Genomic DNA, 25381 nt, shown 5'->3' with positions numbered 1-25381 from the left:
CCGCTGACGAGGAGTTCCGGCCGCTGTCAGGCAAGAGCGTCGGCCAGTCGGATCAGCCAGGGTAGGGCGACGGTGACGGTCGGCACCGTCACGATGGCCGCCGCGGTGAGGTAGGTCACGGCGGACAGCAGGCGATGTGGAGACGCCGGCTCGGCGAGCCGGCGAACCCGCGGAAGCAGCGTCCCGTTCGCCGCGGCGGCCAGGCCGCCCGCCGGGGCGCTCGCGGTGGCCAGGGTCACCAGCGCCCGCGTGACGGGAGCCGCGCCCACGCGTCGGCGCGCCGCGTCATCGGCCAGCATCTCGATGAGCAGCTGGTTCTGCTCGAGCGGCATGCGGAGCCGAACGAAGCTCGGGAAAGCCTCGCGCAGTGCGGTGAACGCTTCGACCACCAAGTCGTGGCGGGCACGGACGTGGGCGAGCTCGTGGGTGAGGACACCAGCCAGCTCCTCGGGGCGAAGTCGCTCCAGCGCGCCTTCGGAGACGACCACGCGAGAACCACGGACGCCGGGCAGGCAGTACGCCAGGGGAGTGCGCTCGGCGAGGACTCGGATGTTGGGAACGCTCACGCCAGCCACTCCTGTCGCCGGCAAGTGTCGGGCGAGCAGGTCGACGAGCTCACGGTGTCGCCGACGCCGCGCACGGGTGCGGACCGCGACCTTGACGGTCGCCCAGAAGAGACGACCCGCCACGACACAGGTGAGCACCGTCACGAGGGTGTACAACGCGATCTCGAGCGGACCGAGCTCGGGCTGCAGGATCAGCTCGCTACCGAGGGAGAGTCCCGCGCCCAACGCCGCCAGGACCGCCGCGAGCGCGAGCGCCTGCCACAAGACGATGGCCGCGCGGGGGACGCGGTGCGGCCACTGCGCACGCGCCAGCAGCACGGGAACCGGCCCGGCGAGCAGGAGCGCCAGGAGGCCCAGGATGACCGGCGTCATGGGGCTACTACCCCCGGCGTGAGCGGGAGCTCGTCTCGTCGTCCTCGAACATACTCAGGGCCTCACGCAACGCGGCGGCCTCCTCGGGGGTGGCCTGTCCCACGAAACGGACCAGAGCGGCCGTACGGTCGGCTCCGTCTCCGGCGCCGTCGAGCACCTCGCGCATGAGGTCGGCCACCATCTGATCCTTGGTCGCGACAGCCTCGTAGCGGTAGGCACGGCCGTCCCGGACTCGACGGACGACGTTCTTCTTCGCGAGTCGGTCGAGCACGGTCATGACCGTGGTGTAGGCGAGGTCGCGGTCTTTGGCGAGCGCCTCGTGCACTTCACGCACCGTCACCGGCGCTCCCGCGGCCCACACCTGCTCCATGACGTCGCGCTCAAGGTTGCCCAGCCGTGCCATGCTCTCCATCCTACGACGCCGTGTCGTATGTCGACCTGGGTTGGTCTGCTCTCCGCCGGCGCCCCACGCAAGGCAGGACGCTTGCCTGGGCCGATAAGGTCACGACGAATGTCCGGTACGCCGAGACCAGGAGAGTGAGCGATGACGCCACGTTTCGGTGTGTTCGTACCGCAGGGCTGGCGGATGGACCTGGTCGAGATCGCTGACCCGATCGAGCAGTACGAGGCGATGACCGCGGTCGCGAAGGCCGCGGACGCTGGGCCGTGGGACTCGATCTGGGTCTACGACCACTTCCACACCGTCCCTGAGCCGACGCACAACACCACCTTCGAGTGCTGGACGATCACCTCGACGCTGGTGCGTGACACCCAACGGGTCCACGTCGGCCAGATGGTGGGCTGCAACGGGTACCGGCACCCGGCCCTGTTCGCGAAGATGGCGTCGACGGTCGACGTGGCCAGCCATGGACGTCTCTACGCCGGCATCGGCGCCGGATGGTACGAGCACGAGTGGAAGGCCTACGGCTACCCGTGGCCGGAGCTGAAGGACCGGATGGGTGCCTTCCGTGAAGCCGTCGAGATCATCTACCGGATGTGGACCGAGGACGAGCCGGTCTTCCACGGCAAGTACTACTCCATCGACAAGCCGATCAACGAGCCGAAGGGCGTTCGCAAGCCCCACCCGTCGTTCTGGATCGGTGGTGGTGGCGAGAAGGTGACGTTGAAGCTCGTCGCCCAGTACGGGAACGCGGCCAACTTCGGCGGCGGTGACCCGGAGGCGTTCAAGCACAAGGCGTCGGTGCTGCGCGCCCACTGCGAGAAGCTGGGCCGCGACTACACCGAGATCATCAAGTCCACCAGCATCAACGTCTTTCCGATTCCGGCTGGGGCCGACCCGGAGAAGGCGACCGCGAAGGCCCGCGGGCGGATGAGCTTCGAACAGCTGGCGAAGTCGTCCATCGTGGGAACGCCTGACGAGATCGCGGCACGGGTGGAGGCCTTGCTCGAAGCCGGCTCGGACTACATCATCACCTACATTCCGGGCGTGGCCTACGACCACGAACCGCTCCACCGGTTCGCCGAGGAGATCATTCCGCGATTCAGCTGATCTCGTTTTTGGCTGAACATCCAGAATGAGCGCTCACTAGTGTCCAATGGATGGAAGCCGGCCTGGTCTTTGGTCGGTCTCCATCGTGCATGATGGGTCCCTTCGTATGGCCTGACCATACGAAGGGACCTTTTTCGTCAAGGACGGAAAGGTCATGGGAAAGTGGACGACATGTTTGTGTGAGACAAAACCGTCATTGTCATGAATCGATATCGCCTCCCCGCGATCCTGGCGGTCGCAGCAGCGGTCGCGGCCACCGCCTGCTCGGCCCAGGCGGTCCCACGGGTGATGGGCTCGCCCGTGGCATCGCCGACAGCCGAGCCCGAGCCCGCCAGGACAGCCACCCCGACCGCGACCTCTCCGACTCCACGACGAACCGCGCCCGCCCGGACGTCGACGCCGGCACCGATCTCGCCGTTCACCGGGCTTCCCGGCGATCACCGCGAACCCGTCCTCGCGGTGAAGTTCGACAACGTGCGGGCGGCTCGACCGCATACCGGTCTGGCGGACGCCGACATCGTCTACATCGAGCCCGTCGAGGGTGGCCTCGGACGCATCCTGGCGATCTTCTCGTCCAAGCGCCCCGAGCTGATCGGGCCGATCCGCAGTGCCCGTGAATCCGACCTGGAACTGCTCCGCCAGTTCGGTGAGCCAGCGTTCGCCTACTCAGGGGCGCACAGCAGGGTGCTTCCCATCATCGGGCGCGCGCCCGTCCACGACGTCTCGCCCGCGCACGCCGGATCGGCGTACCTGCGGGGCAGCACACGTCCCGCGCCGCACAACCTGTACGCCAGGACCGGGGAGCTGCTCGAGAAGGCGCCGAAGGCGAGCGTCGCGAAGGACATCGGCTTCCGGTTCGGCCCGGCCCCGGCTGGCGGCCGGCCCGCCACCGAGCACACCGTCGACTACCCGGCGTTCCAGGTGAGCTTCCACTGGTCGACCTCTGACCGGCGCTGGACCGTCTCCATGGACGGTGAGCCGCTGGAGTCGGCCTCCGGGCCGGCGCCGCAGGCCTCGACGGTCGTGGTGCAGTACACCTCGATCCGTCCGTCTCGGTTCAGCGACAAGCTGGGGAACAACACCCCCTACACCGAATCCGTCGGCGCTGGCCGCGCTCTGGTGCTCCGGGATGGGCGCGCGTACGACGCGCGGTGGTCCCGCCCCAGCCCCACGTCCGGCACGACGTTCGAGACCGAGACAGGCGAACCACTGACCTTCGCGCCAGGTCAGGTCTGGGTGGTCTTCGCCAAGGCCTGAGCGACCCAGACACCGGACACACCGCGGCCGTCCGCGCGACCGCGGACGAGGCGGCCGTGGGCCGGACCGGACCACAGGAGCGCGGACCAGGTGACGAGAAGGCGGATCCGCGGGGCCTGGGAGCCCAGTCCACCACGGATCCGCCGTCCCCCTTGTCGGATGGTCGCCGTCCGCGCGAGCCCGGACCCACCCCCCTGGCCCAGGTTCGCTAGCGTCCACCCACCATTCACGTCGGCTGAGCCGGCCCGCGGTTACAGGACGGTCCGCGCTGTCGCGGTACGCCGGACTCGATGGGTCACGGCTGAGCCCGCCACGGCGGTGCGACGCCGCGCCGGGACGGTCACCCGTAGACGGCCCGTCGGGCCAGGTTCTCGCAGGTGGGACAGGCTTCCGCGTGGCGGGCGGCGGCCTGGGGCCCGTCCCGGTCCAGGATCCTCGTGAGATCGGCGCAGCGCGCGGTCGCGCCGCCGGCGAGCAGCCGGAGGACGAGCGCGGCGCGCAGCCGTCGCCGAGCGCGGTGGAGCATCACCTTGGCAGCGCCATGGGTCACCCGCAGGGCGGTCGCGATGTCGGCGACCTCGAAACCCAGTGTGGCCAGGCTGAGAGCGAGGGCGTCCCGCTGCGAGAGGCCGACCACGAGGCCGCTGATGAGCGCCGCGGTGTCCCGCAGGGCGGCGACTTCGGCCGGGTCGGAGCCGTCCGGCGTCGCCAGGTCGTGCTCAGCCAGTTCGTCGAGCGTCACCCGGTTCTGGCCGCGCCGGAAGTCGACGGCGGTGTGCCGGGCGATCGCCAAGAGCCACGGCCGGAACCGGTCCGGATCGCGAAGCTTGTCCAGGGAGGCGAGCGCACGGGCGAAGGTCTCCTGGACCGCGTCGGCGACGCGGTCGGGGTCTCGCAGCTGATCTCGGACGGCCAAGTAGACGGCGCCGAGGTTCTCCCGGTAGAGCGGCTCGAACGCCTGACGGTCGCCCGAACGCACCGCAAGGACCAGTGCGGCGACGTCGGAGCGGGTCACGGCGATCCCCGAGTCGGGACGCACCGGGGCTTCGCGCCTGGGCGACCCTGGCCGCCCAGGGGTCGATCGACCATGGCCGTCCCCCTCACCGAACCTGTCGACCCTCCCTCATGGAACCTCACGGACGCGCGGACGTGAGGGCATATGGAGCAACGTCGCCCCGACCTCCCCAGATGCGCGACTCCAACGGACGGAGCACCTGGGGGTTCGTCGCCGGCCGCGGGTGACGGGCTCCCGCACGACGCGCGACGATCGGTGAGGGTGTGCGATCCGTGTGCGCGTCGTCCAACCACGCGTAGCGGTGCGGTGGAGGTTCCCGGGCTGGTCGGTGTGACCAGCTCGCGTCTGCGAGGATGAACGACCGTGGAGTACGTCGTCGCAGCCATCGTCATCGCCGTCATGGTCGTCGTCATCGCGGCCTTCGTCGCTATGGGCCGGCGAGGCGGCCAGGCCACAGCTCCCGAGCAGCGGCAGACCTCTTCCACCTCCACGGGTGGTGCCGCCGGCACGCGGGAGGAGGAGGGAGCGGCTGGACGCGGCGGGGTTGTCACCGACGAGCGTCCGCCCACCGGCGCTGACGATCTTGGGGTCGTCGAGGAGCCACCCGCGCCGGTGGTCGAGAAGCCGGCCCCGGCCAAGGGACGGATGGTCCGGCTCCGGTCGCGCCTCGCCCGATCCCAGTCGACCTTGGGCCGAGGGCTACTCACTCTGCTCTCGCGGGACCGCATCGATGAGGACACCTGGGAGGAGATCGAGGACACGCTCCTGTCCGCCGACGTCGGGGTCAAGCCGACCCAGGAGCTCATCGAGCGGCTGCGGACGAGAGTTCGCGTGGAGGGCGCTGCGAGCCCCGAGGAGGCGAAGGCGATTCTGCGCGACGAGCTGCTCACGCTGGTGGGCACCGACCTCGACCGGTCGCTGCACGTCGCGCGCCAGGGCGGAAAGCCAGCGGTCGTCCTCGTCGTGGGGGTCAACGGCACCGGCAAGACCACCACGGTCGGCAAGCTCGCCCGGGTCCTCGTGGCCGAGGACAAGGACGTGCTCCTGGGCGCCGCCGACACCTTCCGCGCCGCGGCCGTCGACCAGCTCGCGACCTGGGGTGAGCGGGTCGGTGTCCCGACCATTCGCGGTCCGGAGGGCAGCGACCCGGCGAGTGTGGCCTTCGAGGCGGTGAAGGCCGGCATCGAGCAGGAGGCCGACGTCGTCCTCATCGACACCGCGGGACGGTTGCACACCAAGACCGGTCTGATGGATGAGCTCGGCAAGATCAAGCGCGTCGTCGAGAAGCAGGCGCCGGTCTCGGAGGTCCTCCTCGTGATCGACGCGACGACCGGTCAGAACGGGCTCATCCAGGCACGGGTCTTCGCCGAGGTGGTCAACGTCACCGGCATCGTCCTCACCAAGCTTGACAGCACGGCCAAGGGCGGGATCATCGTCGCCGTACAGCGTGAGCTCGGCGTTCCAGTCAAGCTGGTTGGCCTGGGCGAGGGTGCCGACGATCTCGCGCCGTTCGAGCCGACCGCGTTCGTCGACGCACTGCTGGCCGACTGAGACGCCGAGGGAGCCAGGCGCGAGGAACCGAGGTGACCCGATGACCAACAGCCACGACGACCTACTCAGCCGGCACCGCGCGGTGATGCCCGCGTGGATGACCCTCTACTACGACCAGCCGCTCGAGATCGTCGGCGGTGAGGGACGTCGGCTCACCGGTGGTGACGGTCGCGTCTACCTCGACTTCTTCGCGGGCATCCTCACCAACTCCCTCGGCTACGGGCTCCCGGAGCTGACCAAGGCCGTGGAGGAGCAGCTTCGAAGCGGTGTCGTCCACACGTCCACCGCCTACCTCGGTCGCCGTCAGGTCGAGTACGCGGAACGCGTCGCCGAGCTGTCGGGCATCCCTGACGCGAAGGTCTTCTTCGTCAACTCCGGGACCGAGGCGAACGAGGCGGCGCTGCTGCTCGCCACCGCGTACCGCCGCAGCAACCAGGTTCTCGCCCTGCGCAACTCCTACCACGGCCGGGCCTTCGCGACCGTCGCGGTCACGGGGAACCGCAGCTGGGGGACCACGTCCTTGTCGCCCGTCCACGTCAGCTACGTGCACGGCGGGTACCGCTACCGCAGCCCGTTCCGCCACCTGTCGGACGCCGACTACATCAAGGCCTGCGTCGACGACCTCCGGGACGTCCTGCAGACGATGACCTCCGGCGACGTCGCCTGCATGATCGCCGAGCCCATCCAGGGGGTGGGTGGATTCACCGCGCCACCCGACGGCTTGTTCGCCGCCATGAAGGAGGTGCTCGACGAGTACGGCATCCTCTTCATCACCGACGAGGTGCAGACCGGGTGGGGGCGCACCGGCGAGCACTTCTGGGGGTACCAGGCGCACGGCATCGTGCCCGACATCCTCACCTTCGCCAAGGGCGCGGCCGGTGGCCTGCCGATCGGTGGTGTGGTGGCGCGCGCGGAGATCATGGACGCGCTGACCGCGAACTCTCTGTCGACGTTCGGCGGCAATCCGCTGACCATGGCGGCTGCGCAGGCGACGCTCGACTACATCCTCGAGCACGACCTGCAGGCGAACGCCGCCAAGCTCGGCGGGAAGCTGCTGGCCGGGCTGCGGGCATGCGCTGACGACCTCGCGGTGGTCGGCGACGTGCGAGGGAAGGGGCTCATGATCGGCGTCGAGCTCGTCGAGCCGGGTGGCACCGAGCCGAGCCCGCGAGCGGCGAGCATGGTGATGGAGGAGTGCCGGCGTGGTGGTCTGCTCGTCGGCAAGGGCGGCCTGTACGGCAACGTCATCCGGATCGGTCCGCCGCTGACGGTGACCGAGGACGAGATCGAGGAAGGGCTCGGCATCCTGTCGTCCGCCCTGTCCGCCGTCGACCAGGCCCTGCGGTAGGCGAGGGTGCAGCCTGACGCCCTCGGGCCGCTGGTCTCGAGGGCATCGGGTCCGGAAGCGCCGGTTGCCGCGGGAGCCACGCCTTCCGCGCGGGCCCCGCCTGACGCCGACAACGTCGCGGTCATGCCGCTGCGCCTCGGCCGCCTCGTCCGTCGAAGGACGCACGATGAGGAGGCGCCGAGTGGCTCCGGATCGTCGACGACATCCCTCCATCGCGGTCGGGACTTCCGACACGGTCCACCAAGCGCGCCGTCGTGACGGCGGTGTTTCGTGACCTTGGACGCCTGGTGTCGTGAGTCCGATGGAGGACGCGGTGCACCGCGAACCTTCACCTGCGCCTGAGTTGGCGGAAGACTCCTGAGCGACAAGCGGCCGCACGTACCCCTGGGCGCCCACGGGGAGGTCGCCGTGCTCGACGCAGGTGGAGGGTGGCGTGGCCTCATCACATCCGCGCTCTGGTCGCCCCGACCACGTGAGCGTCTCGGGACGCCCGCTCACTCGCCGGCACGTGCTGGCCCTTCTCGGTGGGGGTGCGAGTGCTCTGACCCTCCCATCGTGCGGCGATGATTCCGACCGCGGCGCCGCTCGGCCCGCGGTGTTCCACGGCGGCACCGCCTACCAGGTGCCGCCCAAGGGCCACTTCAACCTGATGGACGGCGTTCCCGACTCGATCCTGGGCGGCCACTTCTACATCGACCTGGTGATGACGCCAGGCGCGATGTACCGCTGGAAGGAGCGGACGTGGGAACCCATGCTCATCGAGCGTTGGGAGACCGACCAGACGGCGCGGACCTTCACGTTCACGCTGCGGGACGGGCTCACCTGGAGCGACGGAACGCCGATCACGAGCCGGGACGCGCTGTCGACGTACTGGTGCCTGCGCATCATGCGCAACTCGTTGTGGGAGTACATCGACCGCGTCGAGGCCGCGGATGACCGCACGGTCGTGGTGACGATGAAGAAGCCGTCCAGCGTGCTCGAGCGCTACATCCTGCGGCAGCGCATCCACGCGGACGCGACGTACGGCACGTGGGCGCGGCGGGCGGAAGAGCTGTTCCGCAACGGCGGGGACCTCGAGACGCCGGAAGGCAAACGGCTCAACGAGGAGTTCCAGGCGTTCCGTCCCGAGCGGGCCATCGTCTCCGGCCCGTTCGACTACGACTACGACACGATCACCAACGCCGAGCTCACGTTGGTCAAGAACCCCAGGGGGTACGCCGCGGATCGGGTGGCCTTCGACCGGGTCGTCATCCACAACGGCGAGACCACCACGATCACGCCGGTGGTGCTGGCGAGGAACATGGACTACGCCACCCACGGCTTCCCGGTCGCGACCGAGCGACAACTGGTCCGCAAGGGCTTCCGGATCATTCGCCCGCCGATCTACTCCGGACCAGCCCTGCTGTTCAACCTCGCCAGGTGCGAGGAGCTCACCGACGTGCGGGTACGTCAAGCCTTCGCCCACGCGATCGACCGTGACGAGAACGGCGAAGTGTCCCTTGGGAGGTCCGGCAAGGGTGTGCGGTACATGGCCGGGTTCTCCGACAACCTGGTGCCGCTCTGGCTGGCGTCAGACGACATCGACCTGCTGAACCGCTACGAGCATGACCAGGAGCGTGCCGCTGAGCTGCTCGCGCAGGCCGGCTGGCGCAAGGAGGGCGAGCGGTGGCTGACGCCGGACGGGAGGCCGGCGCGGTACGAGCTGATCTTTCCCGCCGAGTTCGCCGACTGGTCCGCCGCCGGTGAGAACGTCGCCTCGCAGCTGTCGGCGTTCGGCATCGAGGTGGTCGGGCGGGGCGTCACCCACACCCAGCAGCCCATCGACGTCGACAAGGGCAACTTCGAGCTCGCCATCCAAGCGTGGGGCACGTCGGCCCACCCGCACCCTCACTTCGCGTTCGTCCAGGACCTGTTCACCCACAACATCCCGGTGGCGGCGAACCAAGGTGGGCGTGGCATGGGCTTCGAGCTCCGTCAGGAGACGAAGGCGCTGGGCACGGTCGACCTGGAGCGCTTGGTCGTCGAGTCGGGTGAAGGGCTGGACGAGGAGGCTCAGCGACGGACGGTCACCTCGCTCGCGTTGGCGTTCAACGAGTTGCTTCCGATGGTCCCGCTGTTCGAGCGCTACGGGAACAACCCGGTCCTGGAAGGGCACCGAGTGGATTCGTGGCCACCGGACGACGATCCGATCCTGCAGAACTCGCCCTACGCCGACAACTTCACCGTCATGCTGCTGTACGCCGGTCGCCTCGTCCCCGCGAAGGGAGCGCGATGATTGGGTTCCCACGAACGGATGCGTCGGATTTCGAGTGGCCCCGCCGCCGCGTCGCTCCCGTGTTCGCGCGGCGCGGGATGGTGGCGGCGGCGCATCCGCTGGTGACCAGAGCCGGGCTGGACGTGCTGGCCCGGGGCGGCAACGCGGTGGACGCGGCTGTCGCCGCAGGCCTCGTGGCGTCGGTCGTGATGCCCGAGATGTGCGCGCTCGGCGGGGATCTCTTCGCACTGGTCTACGACCCTCGCGACGACGGTGGCGCGGGTCGGGTGTGGTCCGTCCAGGGCAGCGGCATCGCGCCCCGGGGCGCCACGCTCGAGGGGATGCGTCAGGCCGGAGGGGGACGCATGCCCAGCACCGGACCGCTGTCCATCACGGTTCCCGGCATGGTCGACGGCTACTTCACGCTCCTGGACCGGTGGGGCACGCGGTCGTTCGCGGAGCTGGTCGAGCCCGCGGTCGAGTACGCCCGGGGGCACGCCATCTCGCCGGTGCTGGCGTCCTACATCGCCGCCTTCGCCGACCTGCTCCGGGCGTACCCGGCGACGGCGAAGGTGTTCCTGCCCGATGGTCGTCCTCCCTCGCCGGGACACGTCCTGCGGCAAGACGACCTTGCCCGCACGCTGGAGGCGATCGCCGAATCCGGCCCCGACGTCTTCTATCGCGGTGAGATCGCCAAGCAGATCGCGGTGGCGGTGGAAGAGCTTGGTGGAGCGTTGCGGGCCAGTGACTTCGCCGACCACCGCACCGTGGTGTCGCCTCCATACGCGACGACCTATCGCGGCTTCACCGTCTACCAGACGGCGCTGCCGAGCCAGGGGCTGATCATGCTCGAGGCGCTCAACATCGTCGAGGAGTTCGACATCCAAGGGATGGGCGTCGCGACGCCGGAGGCCACCCATGTCCTCGTGGAGGCGATCAAGCGAGCCTTTGCTGACCGCCACGCCTACTGCCAGGACCCAGCGTTCGGACCTTCGCCGGTCGAGCGGCTGCTCTCCAAGGACTGGGCGCGGGAGCGAGCGCGGACGATCGGCGAGCCCGCGAGTGTCGACGTCCCGCCCGGGGTGTTCGATGACGGTGACACCACCTACCTGTGCGTCGTCGACGCCGAGGGGGTGATGGTGTCGCTCATCCAGTCGGTCGCCAGCAACTTCGGCAGTGGGGTCGTGGCGGGTGACACCGGGGTCCTGCTCAACAACCGAGCCCAGGCGTTCTCGCTCGACGACCGGCACCCCAACGTCTTCGCTCCTGGAAAGAAGCCCATGCACACGCTCAACTGCTACCTCGTCGCCGACGGCGAGGGGCGCGTGGTCGTGGTCGGCGGGACACCGGGCGGCGACCGCCAGCCACAGTGGAACCTCCAGGCCGTGGTGGGCCTCATCGACGGTCGGTGGGACGTCCAGCAGGTGGTGGAGCGGCCCCAGTGGGTGACCACGACACCGCCGGCCAGCTCGAACGGCTTCGAGCTGAGGCTGGAAGGACGGTTCGGCCCGGCCTTCGCGGAGGCGTTGCGGGACCGCGGGCACCAGGTCGTCGTCGAGGGTGAGTGGAGCGGTCTGAGCGCCCTGCAAATCATCGCCCGCGACCCATCCTCCGGCGTGCTCGTCGGCGGGAGCGATCCCCGCGCCGAAGGTCTGGCGCTTGGACTGTGACGCCGACTGTCGCGTTCGTTCTCTGCCATTCGAGGTTGCTCCTCGTTGGTCGCTCAAGCGCAGGGAAGCCGATGGTCGGCGGGCATCCCGACGTCGCCCATTCCGGATGGCGCCTCTCCGGTGACCTGACCGCCTTCGGCCAGCTCGAGGGCTTCTTGTCAAAGTGACAAGAACCTACGCTGGCGACCGTGATCGACGATCAGTGGGTTCCTCCCGCCGTGCTGCTCGCGGTGGACCTGGTCATCCTGACGCTGCGCGAGGGCCGACTCCACGCGCTGCTCGTCGAGCGGGGGATCGAGCCGTACCAGGGGCAGCTCGCCCTCCCCGGCGGGTTCTTGAACAACGCAGGAGAGGACCTGCTGGAAGCAGCACACCGCGAGCTGAACGAGGAAGCCGGCCTCACCGCCGACACGCTGCACCTCGAGCAGCTCGCCGCCTATGGCGCACCCGGACGGGACCCACGGGGGCGGGTCATCTCCGTCGCGTATCTCGCGATCGCGCCCGGCCTTCCGGAGCCCGTCGCCGGCACCGACGCGTCCGCCGCACGCTGGGTGCCCGTCGACGTCGCGCTGTCGCCTTGCACCCGGCTCGCGTTCGACCACCGACAGATCCTCACCGACGGCGTCGAGCGCGCCCGGAACAAGCTGGAGTACTCCGCACTGGCCACCGCGTTCTGCGGCCCGGAGTTCACCATCGCAGAGCTGCAGCAGGTCTACGAGGCGGTCTGGGGCGTCCGCCTCGACCCGCGGAACTTCTACCGGAAGGTGAAGAGCGTCGAGGGCTTCGTCGTCCCGGTCGGTGCCACCAGGAAGACCGAGACGGGTCGTCCAGCGCAGCTCTTCCGTCGCGGTCCTCGACAGACATTGCACCCGCCGATGACTCGCCCAGCCCCCGAGCCACCGGGCGCCGACCAACCCGTCGCCGGCCAATCGGGCACTGACGAGGAGGGAGACCGAGGCGATGAGTAGCTGTGACGTCGTGATCCTCACCGCCTTGAATCTGGAGTACCAGGCGGTCCGGAAGAAGATGCGTCAGGTGCGCGTGGAATGGGCCTCTGGCGGCACGCGCTTCGAAGTCGGGCAGTTCGGCGAGCGCTGCCAGGTCGCGCTCGGCTTGGTGGGCAAGGGCAACCATTCCGCGGCGGTGCTGGCCGAGCGAGCCATCCACCTGTTCGGTCCCGCCGCTGTGCTCTTCGTGGGCGTCGCCGGAGCCTTGTGGCCGAGCGTCAAGCTCGGGGACGTCGTGGTCGCTTCGCAGGTCTACGCCTATCACGGGGCCACGAGCGAGGACGACGGTCTGAAGGCGCGGCCCCGCGCGTGGGAGATCGCGCACGTCGCGGGCCAGGTCGTCCAGCACGTGGCACGCAGTGACGAGTGGGCGCGTGACCTGGCCGACACACCGAAAGTCCACTTCGGGCCCATCGCCGCGGGTGAGGTCGTGCACGACTCGGCGATCTCCGACCAGGCTCGGTGGGTGCGGGAGCACTACAACGACGCGTTGGCCATCGAGATGGAAGCGGCTGGGGTCGCACAGGCGGCACACCTCAACCGTTCGCTCCCAGTCGTCGTGATCCGGGGCATCAGCGACCGGGCTGACGGGACGAAGGCGGCCACGGACGCCGAGAACTGGCAACCTCGGGCGGCCGCGCACGCGGCTGCCTTCGCGGTGGCGCTGGTGGACGAGCTGGTCGCCGCGCCGAGAGGCGACCAGGCAAACCCGATGACCGTCGGTGCCACGCGTGCGCGACCCGAGTTCGCGAGGACGGCGCCTGAGCCTCGGGAGCTCCAGCGCATCGGCCCGGACGGAGTGAGCTCGGACTGGATGGGATCTGAGCGGTTCGGCGTCGTCCACCAGAACATCGCGACCGGCAACGCCAGGGTGGGCATCCAGGCGGGAACGATCCAAGGTTCGGTCGTGGTCGGCGGTGACCGAGAACGCTCGATCGACCTGGCGGCGGACCTCGCCGACCTTCGGCGGCTCCTCGAGCGGGCGTATCGCGACGGCCGGTTGGACGAGGAGAGCTATGCCGCCGCGACAGCCGAGCTCGACGTCGCGGACGACTCCTTGAGGAAGGAATCGCCACCCACGAAGGCCTTGGTGGCGCTCAAGAAGCTGCGGGGCCTGGTCGCGGACGTCGCTGACCTCGCCGCGAAGGTGGCCACGATCATCGCCGTCGCCAAGGGGTTGTCATCATGAATGGCTTGACGCGCGACGAGGACTCTTTCCGTGGCAATATCGCGCGCGATAACGCTCGTGTGGGCATCCAGACCGAGGCGGTCCACCTCAACATCGTCTACCAAGCTCCGCCAGACGCCACACCAGAGAAGCGGTTCGAGATCGGAGTCGCATGTCTCGATGCCGGGCTGCCGGACAAGGCTCGTGAGCACATCGAGGACGCCGTGGCTCGCGGATATGAGAACAACCAGGTGCGGTTCTACTGGCTGCTTGCCCTGTTGAGTGCGCGGACCTTGCGGCAGCTGGGCAAGGAGGACGTGGCTCAGCTGCGGTCCATCTGTGACCGCGTTACATGGCGGGACACTCAGGACGAGTGGACGGCCGGCCTTCGAGTGATCGTGAGCTTGCTCGGCTCGCCGGCCGCTGCCGACCCGGAGGTGCTGCTCAAGCAGCTCGACCAGCTTCCACCGCGCCAACGAGACCTCATCGTCGGCCACCTCGGGGCCCTGCTCGAAGGATCGATGGTCGACCAGATGTGGCAGCTCTCGGTCGACCGGGCCAAAGCCGGTCGCGAAGCCTGGAACAGGCGGGAGAGGCTGTGGAAGTTTTTCGAGCCGCCCCCAGCCGGTCCCCGAGCCGCACCGGTAAGACCCGCGGCGATCTCGGCGGGTGACTGGCTCCGGTTGGCGCTCGGCACGGCGGGGTTCCTGTTCGCCGTGGGCAAGCTCGCACCACTGGCGGGTCAGCGAGGGACGCTCGCGCCCTGGTTCGATCTGCTTCTCCTCGGTCTCGGCCTGGTGGCGTTCGCCGTGGCGGGAGCGGAATGGCGGTTCCGTACTGAGCGTCGCCAAGCCAAGGAGGCCCAGTTCGTCCCCTCCAGGCACAGACGCCGTCCACCAGCGGGTGGGTTCGCGAGTGGTGTCGACCAGCTCTTCGACCGGTACTTCGCACGCTACGTTCCCGCCGGCACCGACCGTGACGTGTGGCTGGAGGGCACGGCCGGCATTCGGCAGCGTTTGCGGGACGAGCTCGTCGAGATCTACCGCGAGCAGCGGGTCTACGCCGATCAGCTCGCGTGGCTAGTTCGTCACCTTGTCGGCAGGGTCCGGAGGCAGTGGGAGAACGGTAGTCTCACCGCGTACGTCCACGAGCTCCGTACTCCGTGGTGGGTCAAGCTCGCCTGCGGTGGCGGACTCGTCACAGCGACCGCCGGCGGACTTCGGGTGGCTGGCCGGGCCGTCTCTGCCTCGCCACTGCCTGGCCTCGCCTGGACCGTGCTCGCCGTCGTAGGCGCGATCTATGGCGTGTGGGCGTGGCTCTACATCAGCACCGAACGGAGGCGGGAAAGAGCCGACGCTCTCGAACGGGCGCACGAGCTCGCCGGTCGTCGGCTCCGTCACTTCTTGTGGGAGCGGAAGCTGTCCGATCGGCCATCCGACCCGTTGGTGGCGTTCTGGTTCGACTGCGACCGAAGAGTCATCCTCGACGAAGTCATGCGAAGTTGCGGGCTTCGACCGAGTCAGGTGATCGCTCACGCCTGCCTTGCGTCACCAGCTCAGTCCTACAAGCGGGCCAGGGTCCTGGATGGTCCATGGCGTTACTCCCGGTACCGGCTCCTGCTGTTCTTGTTGACTGACGACGGGGTGCGGCAGGTTGATGTGGACCTCGACTTCGTCAACGGGACCCACCGCGTGATGGGGCGACACAACTACCGCTTCGACGCGGTCGCCGCGGTCCGCGTCGACGGGTTGGCTAGCTCTCGGCAGACGTTCCAGCTCACCCTGGTCGATGGCAATCCGATCGAGGTGACCGTGACCGAAGTGGCACTCGGTGACACGCAGCTCCTCGACGACACGCTGGTGGACGACGACCTACAGCTGCTCGCCGAAAGGTATCTGGATGGCGGGGTAGGACTGGACAGTGAGGCACCGTCCGACGCCATGATCTCGGACGGTGACGGGCGGGACGGTGAAATCCTTGGGGTCCCCTCGACGGTTGCTCTGGACGCGTCAGGGCTCACGAACACCCTCGCGATCCTCGAGGGGATCGCGGCGGAGGGGAAGGAGTGGGTCAAGCGACAGCGGCAGCGGACCGAGGAACGGCTCGAGGAGGTGGCGTCGGCGGTCCGCCGGCTGATGGACTGACATCGCTGGCGCCGGATTCCCGGCTGGGCGCCGTCGGTTGAACCTCGCGTCAGTTCGGCGTCTCGCGCGAAGGTGTGACGGGTCGACCCGTTCTTCCGACAGACCATTTCCACCCTCGCGTGACGTCCATCCTCGCATCGGCGAGGGAGCCGCATGGCGCCCTCGGTGTCCTCGAGGTCGTCGGTCCGCGTGGCGCCATCCCACATCTGCACGTGCACCATCGCGAGGACCGGACCTCCTACGTTGTCGCGGGCGACCACAGCATCGTTTTCGGCGATGAGCGCCTCCGGGTTACCTGACCCTGGGGACCTCGCGGTGTGCCCCACGGTTACCAGATCCACGCCGTATGGGCGGGACGTACCCTGTCGCACCGGGAAGTTCGTGACGTTCTTCCACGAGCTCGCGAGTTCCGCGACTCCGACCGCGGCCCCGTACGGAGGTGGATCGCCTCGGCCGCGACGGCGGCTCGCACGGCTGGTGCTCCTGGGCCTGCTGCCGAGCAGCACTGACCGTGTGCGCGCATAAGGCCTGCACGAGGGCCTTTCCGGGGTAGCGAGACCCACTCCGCCGACTGTGCTGCCGTTCACCTGGATTTCACAGTCGACCTCGTCTCGTCATCCGTGCGCAACAGATCGCGCGCGCCCGTGAAACAGTGCTGGACCACGCTGGCCGCGTCCGTCTGGGTTCGGCTCCGCCACGCCGTCGTGGATGGGGCGCTCGACATCCACCGGGCCCACCCACCACGGGTGGGAAACCACATTCCAGGAGGCGAAGCGATGCCCGAGCTTAGTGCCGGCGACACCGCCTGGGTGTTGACCAGTGCCGCCCTCGTCTTACTGATGACGCCCGGCCTCGCGCTGTTCTACGGCGGCATGGTTCGGGCCAAGGGCGTCCTCAACATGCTCATGATGAACTTCGCGGCCATCGCCGTCGTCAGCGTCCTGTGGGTGCTCTACGGCTTCTCGCTGGCACTCTCGACCGACGTCGGAGGTGGCCTCCTCGGTGGCCTCAGCAATGTCGGCTTGCGCGGACTGCTCGGCGACGACTCGCTGTCGGGGACGATTCCCTCGACGGTCTTCGTCGCGTTCCAGGCGATGTTCGCCATCATCACGGTGGCGCTCATCTCGGGAGCGATCGCTGATCGAGCGAAGTTCAGCGCGTGGCTGGTCTTCGTCGCGCTGTGGTCGACGCTCGTCTACTTCCCGGTCGCGCACTGGGTGTTCTTCTTCGACGACGGCAACGGGGGTTGGATCGGTGACCGGTTGGGTGCCATCGACTTCGCTGGTGGAACCGCGGTGCACATCAACGCCGGCGCCGCCGCTCTCGCGCTCGCGCTCATCCTCGGACAGCGGGTCGGCTGGCGGAAGGAGCCGATGCGCCCGCACAACCTCCCGCTGGTGCTGCTCGGGGCGAGCCTGCTGTGGTTCGGCTGGTTCGGCTTCAACGCCGGCTCGGCGGTCGCCGCTGACGGCGCGGCCGGCGTCGCCTTCATCAACACACAGGCCGCGACGGCAGCCGCCGTCTTGGGCTGGCTCCTGGTGGAGAAGATTCGCGACGGCAAGCCCACGACTCTGGGCGCGGCGTCCGGCGCCGTCGCCGGCCTGGTCGCGATCACGCCGTCCTGCTCGTCGGTGACGCCGATCGGCGCGCTCGTCATCGGTGTCGCTGCGGGTGTCCTGTGCGCGCTGGCCGTCAGCCTCAAGACCAAGCTCGGGTACGACGACTCGCTCGACGTGGTGGGCGTCCACCTGGTCGGCGGGATGGTGGGCTCTCTCCTGATCGGCCTCTTCGCGTCGGCCGCCGCTCCCGCGGGCGTCGACGGTCTGCTCTACGGCGGTGGACTCAGCCAGCTCGGGCGGCAGACCGTGGCGGTCGTCGCGGTGCTCGCCTACTCGTTCGTGGTGTCGTGGCTGATCGGTAAGGCGATCGATGCGACGATCGGCTTCCGTGTCTCGACCGAGGACGAGGTCAACGGCATCGACCTCGCTGAGCACGCTGAGACCGCCTACGACTTCAGCACGATCGGTGGTGGCACCTGGCGGATCGCTGGGGAGCGGTCCGGGCAGGAGGTTCCGGTCGACTCCTACAACTCCTCTGGTCCGGCGCGGCCGGCCGAGAAGACCGAAGGGAGTGTGACCCGATGAAGTTGGTCACAGCGGTCATCAAACCGCACCGGCTGGACGAGGTCCGCGCCGCGCTGGAGGCGTTCGGCGTCCGAGGCATGACGATCAGCGAGGCCAGCGGGTACGGCCGGCAGAAGGGACACACCGAGGTCTACCGCGGCGCGGAGTACGAGGTGGACCTCGTGCCCAAGGTTCGGTTGGAGATCCTCACGGACGACGACGACGTCGAGGACGTCGTCGAGGTCGTGACCAAGAGCGCCCACACCGGCAAGATCGGCGACGGCAAGGTCTGGGTCGTTCCGGTCGAGACCGTCGTCCGGGTGCGTACGGGTGAGCGCGGACCAGACGCGCTGTAGCGGTGTGAGAGACCAGACGAGGTCTCAACGGTTGACCCGTGGCCGAACGGGATGGACCGGCCGGCCACGGGTCGATCCGTCGACACGGCACCCCCCATCGCCGTCCTCAGCGTCACCTGACGACGCCTCGAGGGCGACGCCGTGGGCGTCGCGGCGTGCCGAGCGCACGCGGGCTGCCGACGCGCGGCTGCGCTCTCTCTTCACCGCGGCCATCGACCCTCCGTCGACCAGCTCGACGGGCGAGGACACCGGCGCAGCGGAGGAGGGGGCGAGCGACGGCTCGGGCCGACGGCGTGGCGTGGCGCTCGTCGCGCTCGGCGGCTACGGGCGTGGGGAGTTGTCGGTCGCGAGTGACCTCGACGTTCTCCTCCTGCACGACGAACGGTGCCCGGACGTGGGCGCGGTGGCGGAGCGTCTCTGGTACCCGCTCTGGGATGACGGAACGCGCCTCGACCACAGTGTTCGGACGCTCGACGAGGCCCTCGACGCGGCGAGAACCGACCTGCGGTCCGCGTTGGCGATGCTCGACGCCCGCCACGTCGCGGGCGACGCCGGCCTGACCCTCCAGCTCCGCGCCACGCTGCTCACCACCTGGCGTCGCCAAGCTCACCGCTGGCTCCCGGAGTTGGCCGAGAGCTGTCGGGAGCGCGCGGAGAGGTTCGGAGATCTGGCCCATCTGCTGGAACCGGATCTGAAGGAGGCGCGTGGCGGGTTACGCGACGGCGTCGTGCTCCGAGCACTGGCGGCCACCTGGCTGGTGGAGGTGCCGCACGGCACGCTCATGCGGCTGCGGTCGGAGCTGCTGGACATCCGAGACGTCCTCCACCAGGTGGCGGGTCGTCGACCGACGGACCGGCTGATCGCCGACCTCCAACCGGAGGTGGCGCGCGGCTGCGGACTGCCCGACCGTGACGCCTTGTTGCGGTACGTGTTCCGGCTGGGGCGGGCCATGAACCAGGTCTTCGACGTCGCCTGGCGGAGGGTTGGCCGAGCGCTCGCGGTCCGGTGGGAACGCCGGGTTCCACGGCCGCGGCCGCGTCCCGGGCCAGTCCTCCGGCCGCTGGCACCCGGAGTCGCGACGGTCGACGGGGAGGTGGTCCTGGCGGTCGACGCCCGTCCGAGCGCGGACCCGCTGCTGCCGTTGCGCGTGGCCTACTGCGCCGCCGATCGCGGGCTCCTGCTGCCACCGCGGACGGCGGCACAGCTGGCCCGCGAGTGTGTGGCGCTGCCCGAGCCCTGGCCGGCTGAGGCGCGACGGTTGCTCACAGCGCTGCTGGGAAGCGGCCCTGATCTGGTGCCGGTGTGGGAGGCGCTTGATCAGGCCGGGCTGATCGCTGACGTGCTCCCCGAGTGGGATCGGGTGCGCTGGGCGCCGCAGTACTCCCCGGTCCACCGGTACACGGTCGACCGACACCTGCTCGAGACCTGCGTCGAGGCGGCTCGCCTGGTCCGCCGTGTCCAGCGTCCGGACTTGCTCCTCGTCGCGGCCCTGCTGCACGACATCGGCAAGGGTGGCGCTGGTCCGACCCGTGACACCGGGTTCGTCGATCACAGCGTCGTCGGCGCGAAGCTGGTCCCGCGCATCGCGTCACGGTGGGGCTTCGAGCCGCGGGACGTCGCCACGCTGACCACCCTCGTCCGTCACCACCTGCTCCTCGTCGAGGCCGCCACGCGTCGCGACATCGACGATCCCGCGACGATCCGCGGGGTCGCGGACGTGCTCCACGATGTCGAGACGTTGGAGCTGGTGGCCGCGCTCACCGAGGCGGACGCGAGGGCCACCGGCCCGGCGGCCTGGACACCATGGCGGGCGGATCTCACCAGCCGGCTGGTCTCGCGCGTTCGCAGCCACCTCGCCCGTGGCCGGCCACCATCGCCGTCGCCCCTGCGGCCCTGGCAGCGGACGATGGCTCGACGCGGCGTCCCCGATGTCGTGGTGGAGCCGAAGGTCTGGCCGGACGCCATCCGGGTGACCGTGGTGGCACGAGACCGCCGGGGCCTGCTGGCCACGGTGGCGAGCGTGCTTGCCGCGGCTCGGCTCTCGGTGCGGACGGCGTCGGTGCACACGGTCGACGACATGGGCGTCTCGGTGTGGACGGTGGCCGGCGACCTGCCGGACGCCTCGGCGCTTCGGGAACGCCTGAGGGCGGCGATCACCGGCGCGGTCGAGGCGGTCGGATCCACCGACACGCGCGACCGCCCCGTCGGAGTGCGCGACCGGCGACGGGCCACCGTCCTTCCCGCGGAGACGTCGTTGCTCGGGACGCGAGCGACCGGGCCCGCGGTCGAACCTCCGCCCGAGGTTCGGATCGTGGCCGGGGCGTCCAGCCGGGCCACGGTCCTCGAAGTGCACGCCCACGACCGTCCCGGCCTGTTCCGCGACATCTGCCTGGAGCTGGCCCGCGCGGGCTGCTCCGTCCGCTCAGCCCACGTGAGCACCTGGGGCGGTGAGGCCGTCGATGTCTTCTACCTCACAGCCGGTGACGGGCGGCCGCTCGGCGAGCACGAAGCGGACCAGCTTCGTCGTACCCTGCAGATGTCGCTGAGGTCGGCGGCCGGCCCGAAGCCGGCGATGCGGACGACGACGCGCGACCGTCGCCAACGCGGTCGTCCGTGACAATCGACCCGGCCAGCTGTCTTCCTCCGCCGATCCGGACGGCTACCCTGGCCAGGACCCCAACACGTCGACCAAGGATCACTGCCACAGTGTTCGCCACACTTCAGGATCGTCTCGAAGCGACGTTCAAGCGCCTGCGCGGGAAGGGTCGGCTCACCGACGCCGACATCGACGCCACGTGCCGCGAGATCCGGATCGCGCTGCTCGAGGCCGACGTCGCCCTTCCGGTGGTGCGGGAGTTCATCGGCCACGTGAAGGAGCGCGCGCGGGGCGCGGAGGTCCACCAGGCGCTCAACCCCGCCGAGCAGGTCATCAAGATCGTTCACGAGGAGCTCATCCAGATCCTCGGTGGCGACACCCGACGACTGCGCTTCGCCAAGACACCCCCGACGGTGATCTTGCTCTGCGGCCTCCAGGGTGCCGGTAAGACCACGCTGGCGGGCAAGCTCGGTCGCTGGCTGAAGGAGCAGGGGCATCAGCCGTTGCTCGTGGCTGCCGACCTGCAGCGTCCGAACGCCGTCGAGCAGTTGGAGATCATCGGTCAGCGCGCCGGTGTGGCGGTCTTCGCCCCCGAACGGGGCAGTGGTGTCGGCGATCCCGTCGACGTGGCTCGGCGCAGTGTCGAGTACGCCAAGAGCAAGCTCTACGACATCGTGATCGTCGACACCGCCGGGCGCCTGGGCGTCGACGAGGAGATGATGCGTCAGGCGGCCGACATCCGCGACGCGATCCAGCCCGACGAGATCTTGTTCGTCGTCGACGCGATGATCGGTCAGGATGCCGTCACGACCGCCGAGGCGTTCCGGGACGGCGTGGGCTTCGACGGCGTCGTGCTGTCCAAGCTCGACGGCGACGCCCGGGGTGGCGCCGCGCTGTCCGTGCGCTACGTGACGGGCCGGCCGGTGATGTTCGCGTCGACGGGCGAGAAGCTCGAGGACTTCGACGTCTTCCATCCCGACCGGATGGCGTCCCGCATCCTCGGGATGGGTGACGTCCTCACCCTCATCGAGGCGGCCGAGCGGGCGTTCGACGAGAAGCAGGCCGCCGAGGTCGCCGACAAGCTCAAAACCGAGAAGGGCTTCACCCTCGAGGACTTCCTCGCCCAGATGCAGGCGGTCCGCAGGATGGGGCCGTTGTCGAAGATCCTCGGCATGCTGCCCGGCCTCGGCGAGGTTCGCGACCAGATCAACCAGATCGACGACCGCGAGCTCGACCGGATCGAGGCGATCATCCGGTCCATGACGCCCGCCGAGCGGGCCGACCCGAAGATCATCAACGGCTCACGCCGAGCGCGCATCGCCAAGGGTTCGGGCACCACCGTGTCCGACGTCAACCTGCTGGTCGAGCGGTTCCTCGAGGCTCGCAAGGTGATGAGCCAGCTCAGCCAGGGCAAGGGTCTCCCCGGCATGCCTGGGCTGCCCGGGCTTTCCGGCATGCCGGGCGTGGGAGGCGGTGGCCGTAAGGGCAAGAAGGGCAAGAGCAAGAAGCAGCGTGCCGGTCGGTCCGGAAACCCCGCCAAGCGGGCGCGTCAGGAGAGCGTCGCCGCCTCGGAGAGCTCCGACGCTGCGGCGGCGTTCCGCTCGCCACTGGGCGGGAGCGACCTGCCGGACCTGCTCGGTCCCTCGGCCAAGGCGCCCGACGGGTTCGAGCTGCCCAAGGAGATTCGCGACCTGCTCTCGAAGGACGGCCAGTGACGGCACACACGGGGGAGACGTTCCGCGTCCGGGGAGTCACCCTCCCCGATGGCCGCCACCGTGACCTTTACGTCGTCGACGGACGGATCAGCGAGACCCCGGTCAGCCGAGCCGAGCTCGTCGCGGAGGGCTACATCGTCCCGGGGCTCGTCGACGCGCATTGCCACGTGGGTCTCGACGCCAACGGCGCGGTGCCGGAGGATGTCCAGGAGCGCCAAGCCCTCCAAGATCGTGACGCCGGCACGCTCCTCATTCGGGACGCCGGAAGCGCGGCGGACACCCGGTGGATCGACCAGCGCCCCGACCTGCCGCGCATCATCCGGGCCGGCCGACACATCGCGCGCCCGAAGCGCTACATCCGCAACTTCGGCGTCGAGATCGAGCCGAGCGAGCTGGTCGAGACGGTGATCGAGCAAGCCCGCCGAGGTGACGGCTGGGTGAAGCTGGTCGGCGACTGGATCGACCGGGACATGGGTGACCTGCGGCCGTGCTGGCCCGACGACGAGCTCGCCGCCGCGGTCGCAGCGGCGCACGAGGAGGGCGCCCGGGTGACCGCCCACGTCTTCGGCGAGGACGCGCTCCCCGCTCTCCTCGCCGCCGGGATCGACTGCATCGAGCACGGCACCGGGCTTTCTCCGGACCTCGTCGAGACCATGGCCGAACGCGGCGTCGCGCTGGTGCCCACCCGTCTACAGATCGACAACTTCCCCGAGTACGCCAGCCGCGGCGAGGTGAAGTTCCCGGCGTACGCCGCGCACATGCGGGCCCTGTACGCCAGAGTGGATGAGACCTTGCGCGCGGCCGCGGAGGCCGGTGTTCCGATCTACGCCGGCACCGACGCGGGTGGTGTGCTGCCGCACGGTCTCATCGCGAAGGAGATCCAACTCCTGCACGAGCGTGTGGGGCTCTCCAGGTATGACGCGCTGGCGGCGGGCTCCTGGCGGGCGCGTGAGTGGCTGGGCGTCCACGCCGGCCTCGACGACGGTGCCCCGGCGGACTTCGTGGTCTACCCCTCCAACCCCCTCGACGACTTGGGCGTTCTGGCCCATCCAGCGCGAATCGTGCTCCGCGGCCGGATCGTCGCGTAGGCTTCCGGACCGTCGTCAGGCTTGCCGCGGGCTGTCCGGTGAGCGTTGTCCGCTCGCGGCCCCGCCGTGGTCGGCTGGTGGCATGGACCGCCTGGTGGGCCGAGGCGACCCGGGCGAAGGGCCGGGTGTTGAGCTGCCGCCAGGGAGATCTGGCAGAATAGTGGGCTGAGTCGGACCGGCGTAGGCCCTCTCACAGCGTCGGTTCGCGCGTCCGGAGCTTTCGGTGCCGTCCCCCCACGCGGCACGCGCTAGTCATCCTTTCGTCGACACAGGGAGACACCACACTCGTGGCCGTCAAGATCAGGCTGAAGCGCATGGGCAAGATCCGTGCGCCGTACTACCGGATTGTCGTCGCGGACTCGCGCACCAAGCGCGACGGGAAGACGATCGACCAGGTCGGCAAGTACAACCCCAAGACCGACCCCAGCTACATCGAGGTCAACTCCGAGCGCGTGCAGTACTGGCTGTCGGTGGGGGCGCAGCCGACCGAGCCGGTCCTCGCCATCTTGAAGAAGACCGGCGACTGGCAGAAGTTCAAGGGCGAGCCGCTGCCGTCGGAGCCACTGCGGGTTCCCGAGCCGAAGCCCGACAAGCGGGCTCTCTTCGACCAGGCTCTGCGGGAGGCTCACGCTGAGCCCGCGGGTGAGGCGGTGAGCAGCAAGAAGAAGAACCGCAAGTCGAAGGGCGAAGAGACCGAGGCATCGGCCTCCCAGGACTCCGAGGCCAGCGAGAGCGCCGCCCAGTCTGACGCGGACGAGGGTGAGAGCGAGGGCTGAGGCGATGCTCGCCGAGGCGCTGGCGCACCTGGTGCGCGGCATCGTTACGCACCCCGATGACGTGCGCGTCACCGTGCGAAACTCACGGAACCGAGGGCGCACGTTCGAGGTTCGGGTGCACCCGGAGGACTTCGGTCGGGTGATCGGACGTCGGGGACGGACGGCCGCCGCCATCCGTACCGTCATCGGCGCTCTCGGCAACGGTCGCAGCCCACGCATCGACTTCGTCGAGGCGCGCCCCAGCCGCTGAGCCGGGTCTCCTATGGAGGTCGTGGTCGGACGGGTGGGGCGCGCACACGGTGTGCGCGGCGAGGTCGCGGTCGATGTCCGCACCGACACGCCGGAGCTTCGCTTCGCCCCTGGTGTGGTGTTCTCGACCGAGGCCGGCCAGCTGACCGTTCGGAGCACGCGCTGGCATGGGTCGCGACTGCTGGTCTCCTTCGAGGGGATTCACGACCGGACGGCCGCCGAGCGGTTGCGAGGAGTCCTGCTCGTCGCCGATGTCCCCGAGGACGAGCGCCTGGAGGACCCCGACGAGTTCTACGACTTCCAGCTCGTCGGGCTGGGCGTTCGAACGGTCGACGGTGAGCCGGTCGGTGAGGTGACCGAGGTCGTTCACCTGCCCATGCAGGAGCTGCTCGCGGTCCGTCGCGACGACGGCAGCGAGGTTCTCGTCCCGTTCGTCAGCGAGATCGTGCCCGACGTCGACCTCGGCTCCCGGACGATCACCATCGACCCGCCGCCGGGGCTCCTCTCCCCGTAAGGTGGCCCCGACGCGACGGCCTCCCTGGTGGGCGCCACATGAGGTGACACGGGCGCGACAGCCACACAGCCGTCGCTGAGGTCCGGCCTGGTCCTGGGCCCG

General features: G+C 69.5%; 20 protein-coding genes. 17 read left to right on the top strand and 3 right to left on the bottom strand.

Annotated elements, in window-relative coordinates; translation table 11 throughout:
• Positions 1-26 precede the first annotated feature (26 nt).
• Together DFJ64_RS02915 and DFJ64_RS02910 are read right to left on the bottom strand one after the other, a co-directional pair.
• Positions 27-938: a M56 family metallopeptidase gene (locus DFJ64_RS02915; RefSeq protein WP_115849040.1), complete on the bottom strand. Its 912-nt coding sequence runs from the start codon at positions 936-938 to the stop codon at positions 27-29.
• A gap of 7 nt (positions 939-945) precedes the next feature.
• Positions 946-1341: a BlaI/MecI/CopY family transcriptional regulator gene (locus tag DFJ64_RS02910; RefSeq protein ID WP_281268481.1), complete on the bottom strand. Its 396-nt coding sequence runs from the start codon at positions 1339-1341 to the stop codon at positions 946-948.
• A gap of 141 nt (positions 1342-1482) precedes the next feature.
• Here DFJ64_RS02910 and DFJ64_RS02905 point away from each other — a divergent pair, with 141 nt between their 5' ends.
• Together DFJ64_RS02905 and DFJ64_RS02900 are read left to right on the top strand one after the other, a co-directional pair.
• Positions 1483-2448 (top strand): LLM class F420-dependent oxidoreductase, encoded by a 966-nt coding sequence (locus DFJ64_RS02905; protein ID WP_115849038.1) that lies wholly within the window; start codon positions 1483-1485, stop codon positions 2446-2448.
• Positions 2449-2649: 201 nt separating this feature from the next.
• The gene (locus tag DFJ64_RS02900) at positions 2650-3705 is read left to right on the top strand and encodes a DUF3048 domain-containing protein (RefSeq protein WP_245940926.1); all 1056 of its coding nucleotides are present in this window, start codon (positions 2650-2652) and stop codon (positions 3703-3705) included.
• 340 nt (positions 3706-4045) lie between these two features.
• On the opposite strand, the gene DFJ64_RS02890 is transcribed toward DFJ64_RS02900, so the two are convergent.
• A complete protein-coding gene (locus DFJ64_RS02890) occupies positions 4046-4720 on the bottom strand; it encodes an RNA polymerase sigma factor (RefSeq protein WP_170152474.1) in 675 nt (224 codons plus the stop codon).
• Between the two features lie 399 nt (positions 4721-5119).
• On the opposite strand from DFJ64_RS02890, the gene ftsY reads away from it, so the two are divergent.
• The 15 genes from ftsY to rimM all read left to right on the top strand — a co-directional run bounded on the left by ftsY (position 5120) and on the right by rimM (position 25279).
• Positions 5120-6271 (top strand): signal recognition particle-docking protein FtsY, encoded by a 1152-nt coding sequence (gene ftsY, locus DFJ64_RS02885; RefSeq protein WP_425452209.1) that lies wholly within the window; start codon positions 5120-5122, stop codon positions 6269-6271.
• Between the two features lie 40 nt (positions 6272-6311).
• Positions 6312-7619 carry an aspartate aminotransferase family protein gene (locus DFJ64_RS02880; RefSeq protein WP_115849034.1) on the top strand — a complete coding sequence of 436 codons (1308 nt, stop codon included), beginning with the start codon at positions 6312-6314 and terminating at the stop codon, positions 7617-7619.
• 595 nt (positions 7620-8214) lie between these two features.
• Entirely contained in the window at positions 8215-9894 is a 1680-nt protein-coding gene (locus tag DFJ64_RS02875) for an ABC transporter substrate-binding protein (RefSeq protein ID WP_245940925.1), read from the top strand.
• A 59-nt stretch (positions 9895-9953) separates the two neighbouring features.
• Positions 9954-11543 carry a gamma-glutamyltransferase gene (gene ggt, locus DFJ64_RS02870; protein WP_211310471.1) on the top strand — a complete coding sequence of 530 codons (1590 nt, stop codon included), beginning with the start codon at positions 9954-9956 and terminating at the stop codon, positions 11541-11543.
• Positions 11544-11731: 188 nt separating this feature from the next.
• The gene (locus DFJ64_RS02865; protein WP_115849031.1) at positions 11732-12511 is read left to right on the top strand and encodes an NUDIX hydrolase; all 780 of its coding nucleotides are present in this window, start codon (positions 11732-11734) and stop codon (positions 12509-12511) included.
• Positions 12504-13739, top strand: a complete 1236-nt coding sequence (locus tag DFJ64_RS02860) for a 5'-methylthioadenosine/S-adenosylhomocysteine nucleosidase family protein (protein WP_115849030.1) — start codon at positions 12504-12506, stop codon at positions 13737-13739. Before DFJ64_RS02865 ends, DFJ64_RS02860 begins: the two co-directional genes overlap by 8 nt.
• A 59-nt stretch (positions 13740-13798) precedes the next feature.
• Positions 13799-15862 (top strand): hypothetical protein, encoded by a 2064-nt coding sequence (locus DFJ64_RS02855; protein WP_245940924.1) that lies wholly within the window; start codon positions 13799-13801, stop codon positions 15860-15862.
• A 776-nt stretch (positions 15863-16638) separates the two neighbouring features.
• Positions 16639-18006 carry an ammonium transporter gene (locus DFJ64_RS02845; protein WP_115851779.1) on the top strand — a complete coding sequence of 456 codons (1368 nt, stop codon included), beginning with the start codon at positions 16639-16641 and terminating at the stop codon, positions 18004-18006.
• Positions 18003-18341 carry a P-II family nitrogen regulator gene (locus DFJ64_RS02840; RefSeq protein WP_115849027.1) on the top strand — a complete coding sequence of 113 codons (339 nt, stop codon included), beginning with the start codon at positions 18003-18005 and terminating at the stop codon, positions 18339-18341. Before DFJ64_RS02845 ends, DFJ64_RS02840 begins: the two co-directional genes overlap by 4 nt.
• On the top strand, positions 18316-20958 hold the full coding sequence (locus DFJ64_RS02835) for a [protein-PII] uridylyltransferase (RefSeq protein WP_342768089.1): 2643 nt from the start codon (positions 18316-18318) through the stop codon (positions 20956-20958). The genes DFJ64_RS02840 and DFJ64_RS02835 overlap by 26 nt, the downstream gene beginning before the upstream one ends.
• An 89-nt stretch (positions 20959-21047) precedes the next feature.
• Positions 21048-22652, top strand: a complete 1605-nt coding sequence (gene ffh / locus DFJ64_RS02830; RefSeq protein WP_115849025.1) for a signal recognition particle protein — start codon at positions 21048-21050, stop codon at positions 22650-22652.
• Entirely contained in the window at positions 22649-23740 is a 1092-nt protein-coding gene (locus tag DFJ64_RS02825; RefSeq protein WP_115849024.1) for an amidohydrolase family protein, read from the top strand. Before ffh ends, DFJ64_RS02825 begins: the two co-directional genes overlap by 4 nt.
• Positions 23741-24027: 287 nt before the next feature.
• Positions 24028-24516, top strand: a complete 489-nt coding sequence (gene rpsP / locus DFJ64_RS02820) for a 30S ribosomal protein S16 (protein ID WP_115849023.1) — start codon at positions 24028-24030, stop codon at positions 24514-24516.
• A gap of 4 nt (positions 24517-24520) precedes the next feature.
• Positions 24521-24766, top strand: coding sequence for an RNA-binding protein (locus tag DFJ64_RS02815; protein ID WP_115849022.1), 246 nt, complete (start codon positions 24521-24523; stop codon positions 24764-24766).
• 12 nt (positions 24767-24778) lie between these two features.
• Entirely contained in the window at positions 24779-25279 is a 501-nt protein-coding gene (gene rimM / locus DFJ64_RS02810; protein ID WP_115849021.1) for a ribosome maturation factor RimM, read from the top strand.
• The last annotated feature ends 102 nt before the right edge of the window (positions 25280-25381 follow it).

Source organism: Thermasporomyces composti, assembly GCF_003386795.1.
GTDB lineage: Bacteria > Actinomycetota > Actinomycetes > Propionibacteriales > Actinopolymorphaceae > Thermasporomyces > Thermasporomyces composti.
This window is presented reverse-complemented; position numbering and strand designations above follow the sequence as displayed.